This is a genomic window from Alteribacter populi, from assembly GCF_002352765.1.
GTDB classification, from domain to species: Bacteria; Bacillota; Bacilli; order Bacillales; family Salisediminibacteriaceae; genus Alteribacter; species Alteribacter populi.
On record NZ_KZ293963.1, the window covers coordinates 358,632 to 373,262 of the forward strand.

The window sequence follows — 14,631 nt, forward strand, 5'->3', positions numbered from 1 at the left end:
AAAGTAAATGCGTACTCACCAGAATTTAGATTTAGATATTTCAGACAATGAACAGGAAACATTGGTTCACCACGGTGTCACAGAAAGTGATGATTCTCATGATGCACTGAACCTTCCACCAAGAAGTGTTATTCGAAAACAAAAAGAAGAGGAGCGTAAGAGAAGGAAGGGAAAAAGGACAGAAAAAAAGAAAAAAGTAAAAGTGGAGTTCCCGTTAGTTAGGTTGTTGCTGTTACTATTTTTCCTCCTTGTCGTTACTGTAATAACTTATCCTTTCTGGGTGGAAAGGTTATTCTCCCAGTAACATGAATGAACCGTCATCCCTCCTCATATGTTGTTAGTAGAGGACACGTACTAGTCGAAACCTATGAGGGGAGAACTGAGGATGACCATCCAATCAATTGAGTTAACAAAGTATGAACAGGATGACTTTATTGTACAAGCGCTTATTAAAGCAAAGAGCAAGGAAGAAAAGGCTGAAAAAGCGGTTATAAAAGCAGGCGTTGTACATTTGGTTATCCTATTAGTTGCAATTGTATATACGGTTGTAGCGATATTTATGCAATATCAGGCTTCATCCTTTTTTACAGCGATACTCAACGATGGCATTTTTATTGTCCTAGTATCTTTTCTAATTATAAGTTTTGTAAATGTTCGTTTTAAAAAAGAGTCACTGGATAAAGCAGAAAAAGATTATGATGAACTAAGAGAAGATGTCATCGACCGCTCACCGGAAATTTGGGAGGAGTTAGAGTTCCCGTCTTCAAGGAAAAAGCTATATGAATTTCTTTTAGAAAAACATGATATCAACTTATTTCATAAATAAAAGTAGGAGTCTCAAAAAATCAATAACTGATCTTACGAAACTCCCACGAAGCAATGAGTAAAGCTGCTGAAAAGGTAAAAGCCCGCTGTAAACTACAGCGGACGAGGGCAGCGAGCGAAGTCATTGCTTTTTTCTTGTTTACTTTTGAAAATACGCAGTCCTTCGTTTTTCAGTTACGAACTTTTGGTTTCTAAAAGAGGTGTTGAAACGAGTCCAAAGAATGCACAGCCTTCCCGGTTAAAACGTCTGCCGTGGATCATAACTCCTTTGTGGTCGACCTTTTCTATTTTTCCATAAGCTACTGTTTTACAGGTAGTCAGACAAAAAGCTTCTACAGGATAGCCTAATTTCATATTATGGGCGAACTCCGCGTCAGTTACTAACGTGTGGTTTTTCCATTTTTGTAAAGTCATCGGAATCCTCCTTCAATCAATTCAAGAAGAGTCAGAAAATTGAGAATTTAGGATATAAGTTTATTATACTTTTACTCATCATGGATTGCAAGTCGATTGAAGAAATTAGGCAAAGAACAATTGGGTTAATGGGTGAATTTGTGAGTAGCCTTACAACAAATTTGCGATTCACACATATACTGAAAAGATAAGAGAATGAGGTGATTAAGGTGGCTGACTACAGTAATGTTGGTAATGCTATTTTACTGGTAATAACAATATTTGTTTTTATCAGCTTTACGATTGGCCTTGGAAATGGAAATGAAGTTGAAGACATTTTTATATTGACTCCAGGATAAAGAAATTCAACAGTAGGTGGGTGTTGTAATTTGAGTAAAAAGGGCAGAGGTCAAAATCAGAATCAAAATCAAAAAGGGCGTTTTTCGGAAGACCTAGGCCCACTAAGTCCTCAGCAGCTTGCCGTTATTTTGGCAATGCTCACCAACGTTTTGAGGGTTAAAGCTGTACTTGTCACTGTTGACCAGCAGGTTGAAGTTGTATTACAAGGTAATTTAGCAAAGCAGAAAAAAGAAATTCAAGATATGTTAAATCAGTTAAGTGAAGATAAAGTAGAAGAATGGATGAGGATGCTGCAAAAATTCAATGAGTAAAAAAGAGAGAATCAAGCTACGTTCTCTCTTTTTATGCTTCTATTGCAGGTGTGGCTAGGATGACGGAAAATCATTGAAGAAGAAACCGTGTACTTTTCGTGAATATTCGTTACAATGTAAGGGGTTACATAAATAATATTTAACTTTTGAGGAGAATAGGAGTGTAGTCAAATGAGTCAAACTGGTAAATCAGATATTGAAATTGCCCAAGAAAGCCAAATGAAACGGATTAAGGAAATTGTAAGTGATCTTGGAATCACGGAACATGAATGGGAACCATATGGCCATTATAAGGCTAAATTGGATTTAGCGGTAATGGATCGGTTACAGGGTCAAAAAGATGGAAAAGTGATTTTAGTAACAGCGATTAACCCAACGCCAGCAGGTGAAGGGAAATCAACATGTACAGTTGGATTAGGACAAGCTTTAAATAAAATCGGAAAAAATGCGATGATTGCACTTCGCGAACCTTCTCTTGGCCCAACGATGGGGATAAAAGGTGGAGCAGCAGGAGGAGGATATTCCCAAGTTGTTCCAATGGAAGATATTAACCTTCATTTTACAGGTGATATCCATGCGATAACTACTGCTCACAATGCATTAGCAGCGATGATGGACAACCACATTCACCGTGGAAATGAGCTGGGAATTGATGTGAGACGTGTTGTCTGGAAGCGTGTTATGGATATGAATGACCGATCACTTAGAGAAGTGGTTGTAGGTTTAGGAGGACCGTTAAAAGGGGTTCCACGTCAGTCTGGATTTGATATTACAGTTGCTTCTGAAATAATGGCAATTCTTTGTCTCGCTAAGAATATGACAGACCTGAAAGAAAGGTTGGCGAAGATGGTTGTCGGCTACACGGCAGAAGATGAACCTGTTACAGCCAAAGATTTAGGCGCTGAAGGAGCTCTCACGCTATTACTAAAAGATGCGGTGAAGCCAAATCTTGTACAAACGCTTGAAAACACACCAGCACTTATTCATGGAGGTCCATTTGCGAATATTGCTCACGGATGTAACAGTGTCATTGCAACAAAAATGGCGTCTAAACTTGCGGACTTTGTTGTTACTGAAGCTGGGTTTGGTGCAGATTTAGGGGCAGAAAAATTCCTTGATATTAAAACGAGGGCCGGTGACATTGACCCAGATCTCGTTGTCATTGTTGCTACCATCCGCGCTCTGAAGATGCACGGGGGTGTTGCTAAAGACGAACTAAAAGAAGAAAATGTAGAAGCTCTAAAACATGGCCTCGAAAACCTTGAGAAGCATGTAGAAACGATCCGTGGTTTTGGGTTACCTCATGTCGTCGCAATTAATCGCTTCATCCATGACACGGATGAAGAAATTGCTATATTAAAGAGTTGGTGCGAGAGTCAGGGAATTAATGTCGAACTGGCCGATGTATGGGCTCACGGAGGAGATGGCGGGAAAGAACTAGCCGAAAAAGCAGTAGCATTAATTGAGGAAAACAAAAAGAACTTCACGTATACGTATGATGTGAACGAGTCTATAGCAGAGAAAATTTCGGCTATTGCCCAAAAAGTATACGGGGCAGACGGTGTTGACTTTAGTCAGCAAGCGAAAAAACAAATGGCTGATTACGACCGCTATGGATGGGGAGACTTGCCGGTTTGTATGGCAAAAACCCAATATTCACTTAGTGACGACCCTGGTAAATTAGGGCGCCCGGAAGGTTTTAGGATAACAGTTCGTGAATTAAAGCCATCTGTTGGGGCTGGGTTTATTGTAGCTCTTACTGGTGATGTCATGACAATGCCAGGATTACCAAAAGAGCCTGCAGCATTGAAAATGGATGTAGATGAACAAGGAAGAGCTGTCGGCTTATTTTAAATTAAGAAACTGCTTTGGAGGTTATCTTGGCCTCCAAAGCAGTTTTTTTTAATAAAAGACCGCTACGCGGTTTTTCTTAAGAGTTAAGAAATTATAAAAAAATCTACGTTTCGATGTCTAGCTCCAGGCGCCATCGGCTCGTGTCAAATAACCTGCCCGATTAAAAGTAAAAAGCACTTTTTATCGGACAGAACATTTGCATTTCGCCGATAGTCGGGGCGCCTTGCGCTTTTCTTGTATGATACTTTTTCTTCCATTTTGATCATTACCTGGGTACATGCCTTTTCTAATGATGATGATAAAGCATAATATGGTGGGAGAAACCCTACGAGTGTCAAAAAAGGCGGGGAAACGATGACAAATCGAAAACAATGGATCCTTTTGACAATCGGATTGCTCTTAGGACACCAGTCGATTCAATTTTTTTATAACCAACCGTACCGTCCCTTTCAAATATTAGTCGCTACCCTTGTGTTTTCTCCCTACTCATGGGCTACCGCTATAGTCATGTTTATCGCAGGATTTCTTTGCTTATCTAAAGTTGTTAAGGTTCATTACCCATTGCTTCATACAAAACTAAATCACCTTTTCATATCATGTATGGTGATGAGTACGGTATTCATGTATACTTACAGCTGGCTTGGGGTCGTTTTCCTTATCCTTGCCCTTATTTATGGTATAATGGATGCCGTTGATTTGGAAAAAAAACGAAAGCAGGAAATACTACGATGGTTTATTTAATGTTATTCGTGGCTTTTTTTGGAACTATCGGAATTCTAAACTACATGCACCGTTTAGCTCATAGTCATAGGTTGACAAAAGAAACATTAACACTCCCTGTGAATATTCGTGAAATAAATGTATTTTTTATCACAGACATTCATCGCCGTAAATTAAATGCTCCCTTTTTTAAGACGTTAAGAGGACAGGTAGATATGGTTTGGATTGGTGGAGACCTTCTAGAAAAAGGCGTCTCAGCAGAACAGCTCAAAGAGAACTTAACCATTTTAAACAAGATCGGGAAAATCTTTTTTGTATGGGGAAACAATGATTATGAATGGCCGCAATCAGAGCTTACTAAATTGTTTGAAGACCATGAGGTGACCGTACTAAAAAATCAATGTTATCCTTTTTCTGAATACGGTGATGTGTGGACGTTAGCAGGAGTAGATGATTTGAGCACAGGTGAACTTGACTATGAGAAAACGATTCAAGGAGCTGCAGGACCTTGTATTTTGCTTAGCCATAATCCTGATATTGTAAATGAACTACCCTCCTTTATGAATATCGTATACCTCTTGAGCGGCCACACCCATGGAGGACAAATTCGGCTTGGCCCCTTTGGTATAGCTGAAAAAGGGGGATGGAAAAGGAAAAACGATATACCTATGCTGATTAGTCATGGCTATGGCACAACAAAACTTCCATTGCGGCTTGGAACAGAAGCAGAAGCCCATTTAATTAATATACGATCAAGGAGATAAACTTGAAATTGGTGGAAGGGAATAAAACATAAAAAGCTGCTCAAGTATGCTAGTATTTAAGCCAGTAGCCTGAGAGCGGTGATATAAAGTAATTGAACCAAAAAGAAATGAGTCCGGCCATAGACTATATACAGATCAATATCTATGGCTTCTGAACAAAGTTAGTAGAGGTTTTACAATTAGGGCCAGCTGACCACAGGCTTTCAACAGGACGATTGGGAAAGGCGGATCCGAGAAATATAGATTGGGCGTAGTGTCGAACCAATTTTTCCTCCTTTACATACTGTAGTAGTAAACATTGTCACGTCGAAGTGAATTGCGGAAGATTCTTCCTGAACAATCCGATCCCTTCTTCAAGTGACAGCCTTCAAGGAGGGTCGTCCATGCGCCTCGAACGTCTGGCTTACGACAAGATTAAGATTTTTCTTACATTCGATGATTTGAAGGACCGCGGTATCTCCAAAGAAGAATTATGGATGGATGTTCCAAAAGTCCATGACTTATTTAGGGAAATGATTGTTGAAGCTAGTAAAGAATTAGGCTTTGATCCAGAGGGGCCAGTTATGGTCGAAGTATTTTCATTACCAGCACAAGGAATGGTTATTATCGTATCTAAATCTGACGAAGAGATTGATAACGATGATGAAACCTTCGATGATTCCTATATTGAGTTGCAGATCACACTGGGTGAGACTGAAGATATTGTATACGAATGCTTAGATTTTGAAGACGTAATTCAACTTTCTCAGCGACTTTTCCCCTTAGGCGTTACGGCTGGTACACTTTATTCTTTTTCAGGTCGATATTACATTCATTTTAATGAACACGAAATTCTTGGAGACCCGGAAGCGTTTATCGCAATTTTAGCTGAATACGGCCAAAGCTCCCACGTTACTATACACCGGTTACAAGAATATGGAAAAAAATTAATGGAAAGCGATGCGATTTCAATTATTAAAAAAATATTTAAGTAAAAAAGGCTCTTTTCTAAAAAGTTTGTTGCTTATAATTATTAGAGTTGAATAAACGCTTAAAAGCAACAAAAATTACAAAAACAGCCTAAAGAAAATAATGATCAGGCTCCGATTTCGGGGTTTTTTCTTTTTCTCTTTGGCTGTTATAAAGTTTGTTATTTTCTTTCTACTAAAATGATGGAGAAGAACAATGTTCTTTGCCCACATCTCATCATATAAGCCTAACAAACATTCAATAAAGCAACAAACATTATGAAAACAACCATAATAAAAAGCATTGTGAAATACTGGGGGCAAGATTAAACTAATATAGTGTTTATTCCTGATAGTCGATTATGGGTTATAGACGGTTCGAAATGAAACGAAAAGAATAAACTGAAGAAAATACATTTGGAGTGAAGGACATGAAAGTGGCAGTATTATATGGAGGAATTTCTAGAGAGCGTGATGTTTCGTTATCTACAGGAAAGGGGATGGCACAAGCCTGTAGAGAAAATGGGCATGACGTTGTGGAAATTGATTTTAGAGGAACAAGAAAGTGTTTGGAGAAAATACTTCACTTAAACGTGGACCTCGTCTTTATTGGATTACATGGACGACTTGGAGAGGACGGGCGGGTTCAGGCATTATTGGATATGCTTAACATTCCATACGTTGGGTCCGGGGTATTAGCTTCAAGTCTTGCTATGGATAAAGCTAAGGCTAAGCAATTTTTTAATCAAGCGGGCATTAGAATAGCAAGGGAAGTTTTACTATACAAAAATGAATTTGACCCTAACCATTTTAGTATGGATTTACCTTTACCTGTTGTCATCAAGCCGAATCAGGAGGGCTCTACGATCGGTCTGACAATTGCAAAAACAATGGTGGAAGTGGTGAAAGGAATAAAAGAGGCCTTTCAGTTTGATGATAAGGTATTAGTAGAAGAATTTATAGGTGGCAAAGAAGTGACTGTAGCTGTCCTTGGAAATAGGGGAAATGTTAAATCACTTCCAGTGGTAGAAATCGTACCTAAAAATGAATACTATGACTACGAATCGAAATATGCTCAGGGTGGGAGCGAACATTTTGTCCCAGCTCGAATTACAGCAGATTTAACAAGGAAGCTGCAAAAGCAGTCGGCGGAAGCTCATAATATATTAGGCTGTGATACGTATTCAAGAGTTGATTTTATTATCCCAAATGATGGCTCTGAACCAGTTATTCTAGAAGTCAATACGCTGCCAGGTATGACACCGACGAGTTTGTTTCCTGATGCAGCTAGAGAAGTAGGCTACGACTATAATCAAATGATGGAGAAGCTTGCGAACCTTTCCTTAATAAAAGGTTCGGCTAACTAAAATATTTTCTTTTTATCAGACCGTGTAATTCATGAAAACTTGGCTCTTCTAAGACCAAGTTTTCATTTGTATGAAATGTTTAAAGTAAAAAACCAGTCTTTTGTAACAGAATGAAAAGTTTTTGCTTAAAATACGAAACAACAGTGGAAAAATCTTTGTAGGTTCTTTATAGTTATAGATGTAAGGAACTTTCCATCAATTCCTTTAAAATATAATCTTTACATACAAGACATAGAGGTGAAATCCATGGAAGGAAGCGAAAAGCTTGAAAACGAAAAGACCGAAAAGGGGACAGATAAACCTGAAAGTCAAAATGTACTTACTTCTACGAGGACTGTCATTAAAACGGCTTTAGACAAGTTAGGTTACTCTCAAGAAGTGTACGATTTAATGAAAGAGCCACTCCGAATGATGACGGTTAGAATTCCAATTCGTATGGATGACGGTTCAATTAAGGTCTTCACTGGTTACCGAGCACAACATAACGATGCCGTTGGCCCAACAAAAGGCGGTGTCCGTTTCCACCCGGATGTTACAGAAACTGAAGTGAAAGCGTTATCAATTTGGATGAGTTTAAAAGCGGGAATCGTAGATTTACCGTATGGTGGCGGTAAAGGAGGAATTATTTGTGACCCTCGTGAAATGTCGTTTCCGGAATTGGAACGACTGAGTCGCGGATATGTCCGTGCCATCAGTCAGATTGTTGGACCTACCAAAGATATTCCCGCACCTGATGTGTTTACAAATTCTCAAATTATGGCGTGGATGATGGATGAATACAGTCGGATGAAAGAATTTGATTCACCTGGGTTTATTACTGGAAAGCCAATAGTATTGGGCGGATCTCATGGGAGAGAATCTGCGACCGCAAAGGGTGTTACGATCTGTATTAATGAAGCAGCCAAAAAGAAAGGGATTAATATAGAAGGTGCGAGAGTTGTTATACAAGGGTTCGGAAATGCCGGGAGCTTCCTAGCGAAGTTTATGCATGATGCAGGTGCAAAAGTTGTCGGAATTTCAGATGTTTATGGTGGTCTCCACGATCCTGATGGCCTCGATATCGACTACCTTCTTGATCGCCGTGACAGCTTTGGAACAGTATCGAAGTTATTTAAAGATACAATCGGAAATGACGAATTGTTGGAGCTAGATTGTGATATTTTAGTACCAGCTGCAATTGAAAATCAAATTACCGAGAGAAATGCTGATAAAATCAAAGCGCAAATCGTCGTCGAAGCTGCAAACGGACCAACAACGATTGAGGCAACTCGAATACTCAGTGAACGTGGAGTTCTTCTTGTTCCAGATGTTCTTGCAAGCGCTGGTGGCGTTACTGTATCCTACTTTGAGTGGGTACAAAATAACCAAGGATATTATTGGACAGAGCAAGAAGTACAGGAGCGGCTTGAAAAAGTGATGGTCAATTCTTTTGACAACGTGTACAAAGTTTCCACTGCTCGAAATGTGGACATGCGACTGGCATCTTACATGGTTGGTGTTAGGAAAATGTCCGAAGCAAGTCGTTTTAGAGGATGGATTTAATTTAGAATAAGGGTGTTTCGAAAGGTTAAAACCTTTTGAAACACCCTCTTTTTGTAAGATGATTTATACAAGGACAGCTACTTTCATGCCGCTCGGGTAAAGATTTATTCAACTAGAGGCTACTGAATAAGTAACATACGCCTACATGGCAAGAGGATATGCTCTTTCTCATGGAGAGAATCTGCAAGGAAATAACTCTTCTTTTGCTAAAAGCCTTGCACTTGATTTTGAGAGAGCCAAGGAGGCTGCTGCAATGGCGGAGACTCCCTCAGGAAAAGCAACAATGGCCTTTTTGCGACGAGGAACCGCAGGAGGAGCAGAAGACCCCGCAGTGAGCACGCCTTTCGCGAATGAAGAGGCTGAAGCGTTGCCTGCGGAAAGCGAAGCCATGAAAAGCGGCCCCCTTTGTATTTGAGTTCTAAAGTTATTCAGCAATCCCCAACTAAGAATTGATGGGTAAGCCAAGTTTTCTTAAGAGTTAAGAAATCTTTATTTGGATGGTACTTGCAGAAAATGTAGAAAGTATGTTTTAGTGATAAAAGAAGTTCAAGTGCGTGTTCAAAGAGAATGACCTCTTGGGTTTTCTTTGTGGGTACGGTTTTTTAGCAAATAGTATTGGAATAAGGTGGTTTCGGTCGTGACAAAAGAAAAAGTGATCATTATCGGTGCAGGTCCATGTGGACTATCTGCAGCGATCGCCCTTAAGGAATATGGGATAGATCCGTTAATTATAGAAAGAGGAAATGTAGTCAATGCGATTTATCATTACCCTACACATCAGCAATTTTTTAGTACTAGTGAAAAACTCGCTATTGGAAACATCCCATTTTATAGTACAGAACGTAAACCAAAACGTAACGAGGCTTTAGTTTATTACAGACAGGTTGTAAAAGAAAAACAACTTCGAATTCATGCCTATGAAGAGGTCACTTTAGTTACACGTAAAGTTGGAGGTGGGTTTACATTAGCGACACAAAAAGCAAACTATGAAGCCGACTATGTCGTTGTCGCTACAGGCTATTATGATTCACCAAATATGATGGGGATCCCAGGGGAAGAGCAGGATCACGTGCTTCATTATTTTAAAGAAGCGCATCCATTTTTTGCTCAGGACGTATGTGTAATTGGAGGAAAGAATTCTGCTGTAGATGCAGCATTAGAATTAGAAAAAGCGGGAGCTCGCGTTACTGTACTGTATCGTGGTGAAGAATACTCTAAGAGCATCAAACCATGGATTCTACCAGAGTTTGATGGCCTTGTGAGAAAAGGTACGATTAAAATGCACTTTGGGGCAGGATTAAAATCGATTACGGAAGATGAAGTAATCTTTACGATTAATGGAGCAGAAAAAAAGCAAAAAGCAGATTTTGTCTTTGCTATGACAGGGTATCATCCCGACCATTCGTTTATTTCACAAATGGGCGTTGAAATGGACCGTGAGACTGGAAGACCTGCATTCAATCCAGAAACAATGGAAACAAACAGTCGTGGAATTTATATCGCAGGCGTTATTGCTGCAGGCAATAACGCAAATGAAATCTTCATTGAAAATGGACGGGAGCACGGAGCTCTTATTGCCAAGTCTATAGCAAAAGCTCTTTAATAAAAAGATTGTTGGTAGCTGCCTTTTGAGCGTTGGCAAGCGAATGCTCAAAAAGCAATAAACGTTATTGAAAAATCGTCATAGTAACAAAGAAGCACGCCGCTAAATTGCTGGCGTGACTCTTTTGTTTAGAAAAGTGTTGCTAGAAGCTTGGTTTTCGTACAATATTGTCGGTTACAATTGTTAGTCACATACTAAGTGTGGCTAATGAGGTTACCGCTGGAAAATTTCTTGAAGACGTTCTCTATCCGATGTTTTTTCAAGTGCGACCATTAATTTTAGGCGTGCTTTTTGCCCATTCAGACCGTTCGTGAAAATCATCCCCATATTCTTCAATTCTTTTCCCCCCCCTTCATATCCGTAAGTGTCTTGTACGACCCCGTTAAAGCATCGAGAAACAAGAACGATTGGAATTCCTTTTTCTATAAACCGTTCAAAAGAAGGGATTGTAGCAGGAGGGAGGTTTCCCTGACCTAAAGCCTCGATGACAAGTCCGTCAATTGGCAGCTCACATAGTGAATCGACAACTTCTGCTTCCATGCCGGCTACCGCCTTAAGTAGAAGAACTCGTTTATATATTCCAGACACTACGAAACGCTGGTCTGTGACAGGGTGATGGTGAAAATGTACACCCCGCTTCGAGACAATTCCAATCGGACCATATTGTGGACTTTGGAACGTTGCAATATTACTCGTGTGAGTTTTTGTGACGTTTTTTGCAGTATGGATCTCATCATTTAAAACGACAAGAACTCCTTTTCCTCGAGCTTCTCCGCTGGCAGCAGTTTTAATCGCACTTAGCAGGTTGTGGGGACCATCTGATCCCAATTCGTTACTTGATCGCATTGCACCGGTAATGACGACTGGCAAATCCGTTTCGACAATTAAATCAAGCATGTATGCAGTCTCTTCAAGGGTATCTGTACCATGAGTGACGACGACCCCGTCAATTTTTTCTTCCATTACTCGTTTGTCAATACGCTTCGCTAAATGTAACATATCTTTTGGAGTCATATGGGGGGAAGGAACATTTAGGAAATCCTCTACAATGAGGTCAATATTTTCAACGGTATGAATGGTTTCGTGAAGTGGGTTGAGAGGATTTGGCTTTACAGCTCCCGTTTTAGCATCCTCGCTCATGGCAATAGTACCGCCGGTATGAATGATTAATAATCGTTTCATGTCTCACAGCTCCTTTAATGAAATGACTGGTATGAATTTTACTACGTCCATTTTCAGGGTGATAAATGTTAAAATTAAACTACCAGAAAAAATGCAATCCCCTTATTATTTTCTATATTAAAGTATCATGTTTAGACGTGAAAAAACAGAGAGGAAAACGAATGATGCTTATCATAATATCTGCAGCCCTGGCCCCATCGATCGCGTTATTATCATTTTTTTACTTAAAAGATGAATTTGAAAATGAACCATTAACGACGGTGGCCCGCTGTTTTTTGTTTGGTTGTCTATTGGTGTTTCCGGTGATGTTTGTTCAATTTGCCTTTGATGAAGAAGGCTTGTTCCAATCGGTCATTACTACAGCATTTATCCAAACGGCACTTATAGAAGAGTTTTTGAAATGGTTTTTAGTATACTTTGCGGTCTATCACCATGTGAATTTTAATGAACGGTATGATGGCATTGTTTACTCCACGGCAGTTGCACTTGGGTTTGCCACCTTGGAGAACATCTTTTATCTAGTTGCAACAGGTGTAGAACATGCCTTTATAAGAGCATTGCTCCCTGTGTCTAGTCATGCACTATTTGGTGTGGTAATGGGCTATTATTTAGGGAAAGCTAAATTTACTTCAAAGAAAAAGAATGCATTTCTCGTTTTATCATTAGTGATCCCGGTTATCTTGCACGGTAGTTACAATTTAATATTGCTCACACAAAATTACTGGACATATACAGTTATACCCTTTATGATCTTTCTTTGGGTATACGCCATGAAAAAAGTGAAGCGGGCAAACCGCATGCAAGAAAGGGAGTATACACAAAACCATGCAGGATAAACGTCTTTGGTTGAATTACGAAATCAGTTCATTGTATAGTATTAAAAAACATGAGCAGTGTATGTCCAAAAAAACAGATCCCGAATGAATAAGGAGTGAGTGTGTTGACAGAAACAAAACCTAGATTTAAAGTCACGATCCGCTGCCAGCAATGTGGCGAAAAATACATTTTAAGAGGCAGACCAAATAATGAAGGTGGGTACGACACAGGGTTTAAACGTTGTGTATGTGGCAATGATACAAAGCTTGATGTAGATGTAAGTCCCGAATAGTAAAGCTGTAGAGAAAAAGTCTTGTACAACATTGTACAAGGCTTTTTTGTCCCTTTTTCAAGAGTTAAGTATAAAAATCTACGTTTCAGTGTCAAGCTCCATGCGCTATCGGCTCATGTCAAAAATCGGCCCGATGAAAAGGAAAAGCATTTTTATCGGACAGAACATTTGAAGTCTAATTGGAGGCTGCTGAATAAGTAGCATACGCCTACATGGCAAGAGGATATGCTCTTTCTCATGGAGAGAATCTGCAAGGAAATAACTTTTCTTTTGCTAAAAGCCTTGGCTTGATTTTGAGAGAGCCAAGGGTGCTGCTGCAATGGCGGAGACTCCTGCAGGAAAAGCAACAATGGTCTTTTTGCGACGAGGAACCCCAGGAGCAGCAGAAGACCCCGCAGTGAGCACGCTTTTCGCGAATGAGGAGGCTGAAGCGTTGCCTGCGGAAAGCGAAGCCATGGAAGCGGCACCCTTTGTATTGGAGTTCTAGAGTTATTCAGCAATCCCTAATTGCAATTAAGGTTACTTCTCATTATAAAACCAATTTTGTCCTACCCAAATTTGTATAAAAAAAGCTCTTTGGATAAAACTATCCATACGCAAGGAAAGTCGTCGATGATTTCATTCTAGAGGAGGACACAACATGAAAAGTCAAGAAATCAGACGTCTCAAACGTATGCTTTTTGCCGCACTAGTTTGTATGCAATTTGTCATCATTCTTCCCTCGATGGAGGTTGATGCATTTACAGATCAAATCATACAAAAAGGTGCTACTGGAGACGATGTTGTTGAGCTTCAGTCAAGACTTCAGTACATCGGGTTTTATAATGAAACTATCGATGGAGTGTACGGTTGGGGGACCTATTGGTCAGTTAAGAAGTATCAAGAGGAATTTGGACTTGAGGTTGATGGTTTAGTAGGTACAAAAATGAAGCAAATGCTCAAGAAGTCTACAGATTTTGATAAAGAATATGTCCATAGGATGTTAGAAGAGGGACGTAAATTTACTTACTATGGAGATACTCCTAAAGACATTCAAAAAGGGCCTAAAGGAAGTAAAGATCAAAAAGCCAAACAAGAACATCCCCCTTCACCTGGTCAAGAACAAGAGCAACAAAGAGCACCAGAGGGGGAGCAGCCCGAACAACCAGCTGCTGAGGAGCCTGTACCAGAGGAAGGAGCACCAGCAGAAGAGGCGCCACCAGAGGAAGTGCCAGCTGAAGATACACCAGCAGAGGAAGCACCACAAGAGCAGGACAACGACGCTGACATTCAAAAAGCGATTAATACACCTGAAGGATTTACAGATAACGATATTCAAATTATGGCCGCAGCCGTCTACGGGGAAGCCCGCGGCGAACCATATGTCGGTCAAGTTGCGGTTGCAGCCGTCATCTTAAATCGTATAGAAAGCCCTACCTTTCCAAATACTGCATCAGGTGTGATTTACGAACCAAGAGCATTTACTGCTGTAGCAGATGGCCAAATCAATCTGGAACCAGATGAAACGGCAAGAAGAGCGGTAATGGATGCAATTAATGGTCAAGACCCTTCAGGGGGAGTTGAGTATTACTTTAATCCTGATACGGCAACATCAGATTGGATCTGGACAAGACGACAAGTCAAACGAATCGGTAAGCATGTTTTCTGTGAATAAA

At 40.0% G+C, this 14,631-nt stretch carries 18 protein-coding genes; 16 read left to right on the forward strand and 2 right to left on the reverse strand.

Annotated features, from left to right (window positions below; genetic code table 11):
* Window positions 1-7: 7 nt before the first annotated feature.
* Both CDZ94_RS01825 and CDZ94_RS01830 read left to right on the forward strand, forming a co-directional pair.
* A complete protein-coding gene (locus CDZ94_RS01825) occupies window positions 8-304 on the forward strand; it encodes a hypothetical protein (protein ID WP_096434831.1) in 297 nt (98 codons plus the stop codon).
* Window positions 305-385: 81 nt separating this feature from the next.
* The gene (locus tag CDZ94_RS01830) at window positions 386-826 is read left to right on the forward strand and encodes a DUF2663 family protein (protein ID WP_157811997.1); all 441 of its coding nucleotides are present in this window, start codon (window positions 386-388) and stop codon (window positions 824-826) included.
* A gap of 173 nt (window positions 827-999) precedes the next feature.
* On the opposite strand, the gene CDZ94_RS01835 is transcribed toward CDZ94_RS01830, so the two are convergent.
* Complete coding sequence (locus tag CDZ94_RS01835; RefSeq protein WP_096434833.1) at window positions 1,000-1,239, reverse strand: hypothetical protein; 240 nt, start codon at window positions 1,237-1,239, stop codon at window positions 1,000-1,002.
* A gap of 209 nt (window positions 1,240-1,448) precedes the next feature.
* Between CDZ94_RS01835 and CDZ94_RS21785 the strand changes: the two genes are divergently transcribed.
* The 10 genes from CDZ94_RS21785 to CDZ94_RS01885 all read left to right on the forward strand — a co-directional run bounded on the left by CDZ94_RS21785 (window position 1,449) and on the right by CDZ94_RS01885 (window position 10,686).
* Window positions 1,449-1,577 carry a hypothetical protein gene (locus CDZ94_RS21785; protein WP_280951815.1) on the forward strand — a complete coding sequence of 43 codons (129 nt, stop codon included), beginning with the start codon at window positions 1,449-1,451 and terminating at the stop codon, window positions 1,575-1,577.
* Between the two features lie 30 nt (window positions 1,578-1,607).
* Window positions 1,608-1,889 carry a hypothetical protein gene (locus CDZ94_RS01840; RefSeq protein WP_096434834.1) on the forward strand — a complete coding sequence of 94 codons (282 nt, stop codon included), beginning with the start codon at window positions 1,608-1,610 and terminating at the stop codon, window positions 1,887-1,889.
* Window positions 1,890-2,060: 171 nt separating this feature from the next.
* Window positions 2,061-3,743 carry a formate--tetrahydrofolate ligase gene (locus CDZ94_RS01845; protein WP_096434835.1) on the forward strand — a complete coding sequence of 561 codons (1,683 nt, stop codon included), beginning with the start codon at window positions 2,061-2,063 and terminating at the stop codon, window positions 3,741-3,743.
* Between the two features lie 354 nt (window positions 3,744-4,097).
* A complete protein-coding gene (locus CDZ94_RS01850) occupies window positions 4,098-4,484 on the forward strand; it encodes a hypothetical protein (RefSeq protein ID WP_096434836.1) in 387 nt (128 codons plus the stop codon).
* Window positions 4,472-5,227 carry a metallophosphoesterase gene (locus tag CDZ94_RS01855; RefSeq protein ID WP_096434837.1) on the forward strand — a complete coding sequence of 252 codons (756 nt, stop codon included), beginning with the start codon at window positions 4,472-4,474 and terminating at the stop codon, window positions 5,225-5,227. The genes CDZ94_RS01850 and CDZ94_RS01855 overlap by 13 nt, the downstream gene beginning before the upstream one ends.
* Window positions 5,228-5,610: 383 nt before the next feature.
* Window positions 5,611-6,201: a genetic competence negative regulator gene (locus CDZ94_RS01865; RefSeq protein WP_096434838.1), complete on the forward strand. Its 591-nt coding sequence runs from the start codon at window positions 5,611-5,613 to the stop codon at window positions 6,199-6,201.
* A 404-nt stretch (window positions 6,202-6,605) separates the two neighbouring features.
* Window positions 6,606-7,541 (forward strand): D-alanine--D-alanine ligase family protein, encoded by a 936-nt coding sequence (locus tag CDZ94_RS01870; RefSeq protein ID WP_096434839.1) that lies wholly within the window; start codon window positions 6,606-6,608, stop codon window positions 7,539-7,541.
* Between the two features lie 246 nt (window positions 7,542-7,787).
* Window positions 7,788-9,083: a Glu/Leu/Phe/Val family dehydrogenase gene (locus tag CDZ94_RS01875; protein ID WP_096434840.1), complete on the forward strand. Its 1,296-nt coding sequence runs from the start codon at window positions 7,788-7,790 to the stop codon at window positions 9,081-9,083.
* Between the two features lie 253 nt (window positions 9,084-9,336).
* Window positions 9,337-9,498 (forward strand): hypothetical protein, encoded by a 162-nt coding sequence (locus tag CDZ94_RS21115; protein WP_157811996.1) that lies wholly within the window; start codon window positions 9,337-9,339, stop codon window positions 9,496-9,498.
* A 222-nt stretch (window positions 9,499-9,720) separates the two neighbouring features.
* Window positions 9,721-10,686, forward strand: a complete 966-nt coding sequence (locus tag CDZ94_RS01885; RefSeq protein ID WP_096434842.1) for a YpdA family putative bacillithiol disulfide reductase — start codon at window positions 9,721-9,723, stop codon at window positions 10,684-10,686.
* A gap of 213 nt (window positions 10,687-10,899) precedes the next feature.
* Here the strand turns inward: CDZ94_RS01885 and CDZ94_RS01890 are convergent, their stop codons facing one another.
* Window positions 10,900-11,868 carry an asparaginase gene (locus tag CDZ94_RS01890; protein WP_096434843.1) on the reverse strand — a complete coding sequence of 323 codons (969 nt, stop codon included), beginning with the start codon at window positions 11,866-11,868 and terminating at the stop codon, window positions 10,900-10,902.
* A 164-nt stretch (window positions 11,869-12,032) separates the two neighbouring features.
* Here CDZ94_RS01890 and prsW point away from each other — a divergent pair, with 164 nt between their 5' ends.
* From prsW to sleB, 4 genes are all read left to right on the forward strand, one after another.
* Window positions 12,033-12,704: a glutamic-type intramembrane protease PrsW gene (gene prsW / locus CDZ94_RS01895; RefSeq protein ID WP_096440525.1), complete on the forward strand. Its 672-nt coding sequence runs from the start codon at window positions 12,033-12,035 to the stop codon at window positions 12,702-12,704.
* 104 nt (window positions 12,705-12,808) lie between these two features.
* Window positions 12,809-12,976, forward strand: a complete 168-nt coding sequence (locus CDZ94_RS21485; RefSeq protein WP_198520847.1) for a hypothetical protein — start codon at window positions 12,809-12,811, stop codon at window positions 12,974-12,976.
* Window positions 12,977-13,295: 319 nt separating this feature from the next.
* Complete coding sequence (locus tag CDZ94_RS21120) at window positions 13,296-13,463, forward strand: hypothetical protein (protein ID WP_157911687.1); 168 nt, start codon at window positions 13,296-13,298, stop codon at window positions 13,461-13,463.
* 153 nt (window positions 13,464-13,616) lie between these two features.
* Entirely contained in the window at window positions 13,617-14,630 is a 1,014-nt protein-coding gene (gene sleB, locus CDZ94_RS01900) for a spore cortex-lytic enzyme (RefSeq protein ID WP_096434844.1), read from the forward strand.
* Window position 14,631: the final 1 nt, after the last annotated feature.

What these genes read in the sequence shown, in the direction of transcription:
- CDZ94_RS01865 (WP_096434838.1), top strand. Translation starts at nt 5,611, where the DNA reads ATGCGCCTCGAACGTCTGGCTTACGACAAGATTAAGATTTTTCTTACA.
- CDZ94_RS01890 (WP_096434843.1), bottom strand. Translation starts at nt 11,868, where the DNA reads ATGAAACGATTATTAATCATTCATACCGGCGGTACTATTGCCATGAGC.
- CDZ94_RS01830 (WP_157811997.1), top strand. Translation starts at nt 386, where the DNA reads ATGACCATCCAATCAATTGAGTTAACAAAGTATGAACAGGATGACTTT.
- CDZ94_RS01835 (WP_096434833.1), bottom strand. Translation starts at nt 1,239, where the DNA reads ATGACTTTACAAAAATGGAAAAACCACACGTTAGTAACTGACGCGGAG.
- CDZ94_RS21115 (WP_157811996.1), top strand. Translation starts at nt 9,337, where the DNA reads ATGGCGGAGACTCCCTCAGGAAAAGCAACAATGGCCTTTTTGCGACGA.
- prsW (WP_096440525.1), top strand. Translation starts at nt 12,033, where the DNA reads ATGCTTATCATAATATCTGCAGCCCTGGCCCCATCGATCGCGTTATTA.
- CDZ94_RS01850 (WP_096434836.1), top strand. Translation starts at nt 4,098, where the DNA reads ATGACAAATCGAAAACAATGGATCCTTTTGACAATCGGATTGCTCTTA.
- CDZ94_RS21120 (WP_157911687.1), top strand. Translation starts at nt 13,296, where the DNA reads ATGGCGGAGACTCCTGCAGGAAAAGCAACAATGGTCTTTTTGCGACGA.
- CDZ94_RS01855 (WP_096434837.1), top strand. Translation starts at nt 4,472, where the DNA reads ATGGTTTATTTAATGTTATTCGTGGCTTTTTTTGGAACTATCGGAATT.
- sleB (WP_096434844.1), top strand. Translation starts at nt 13,617, where the DNA reads ATGAAAAGTCAAGAAATCAGACGTCTCAAACGTATGCTTTTTGCCGCA.
- CDZ94_RS01825 (WP_096434831.1), top strand. Translation starts at nt 8, where the DNA reads ATGCGTACTCACCAGAATTTAGATTTAGATATTTCAGACAATGAACAG.
- CDZ94_RS01870 (WP_096434839.1), top strand. Translation starts at nt 6,606, where the DNA reads ATGAAAGTGGCAGTATTATATGGAGGAATTTCTAGAGAGCGTGATGTT.
- CDZ94_RS01875 (WP_096434840.1), top strand. Translation starts at nt 7,788, where the DNA reads ATGGAAGGAAGCGAAAAGCTTGAAAACGAAAAGACCGAAAAGGGGACA.
- CDZ94_RS01845 (WP_096434835.1), top strand. Translation starts at nt 2,061, where the DNA reads ATGAGTCAAACTGGTAAATCAGATATTGAAATTGCCCAAGAAAGCCAA.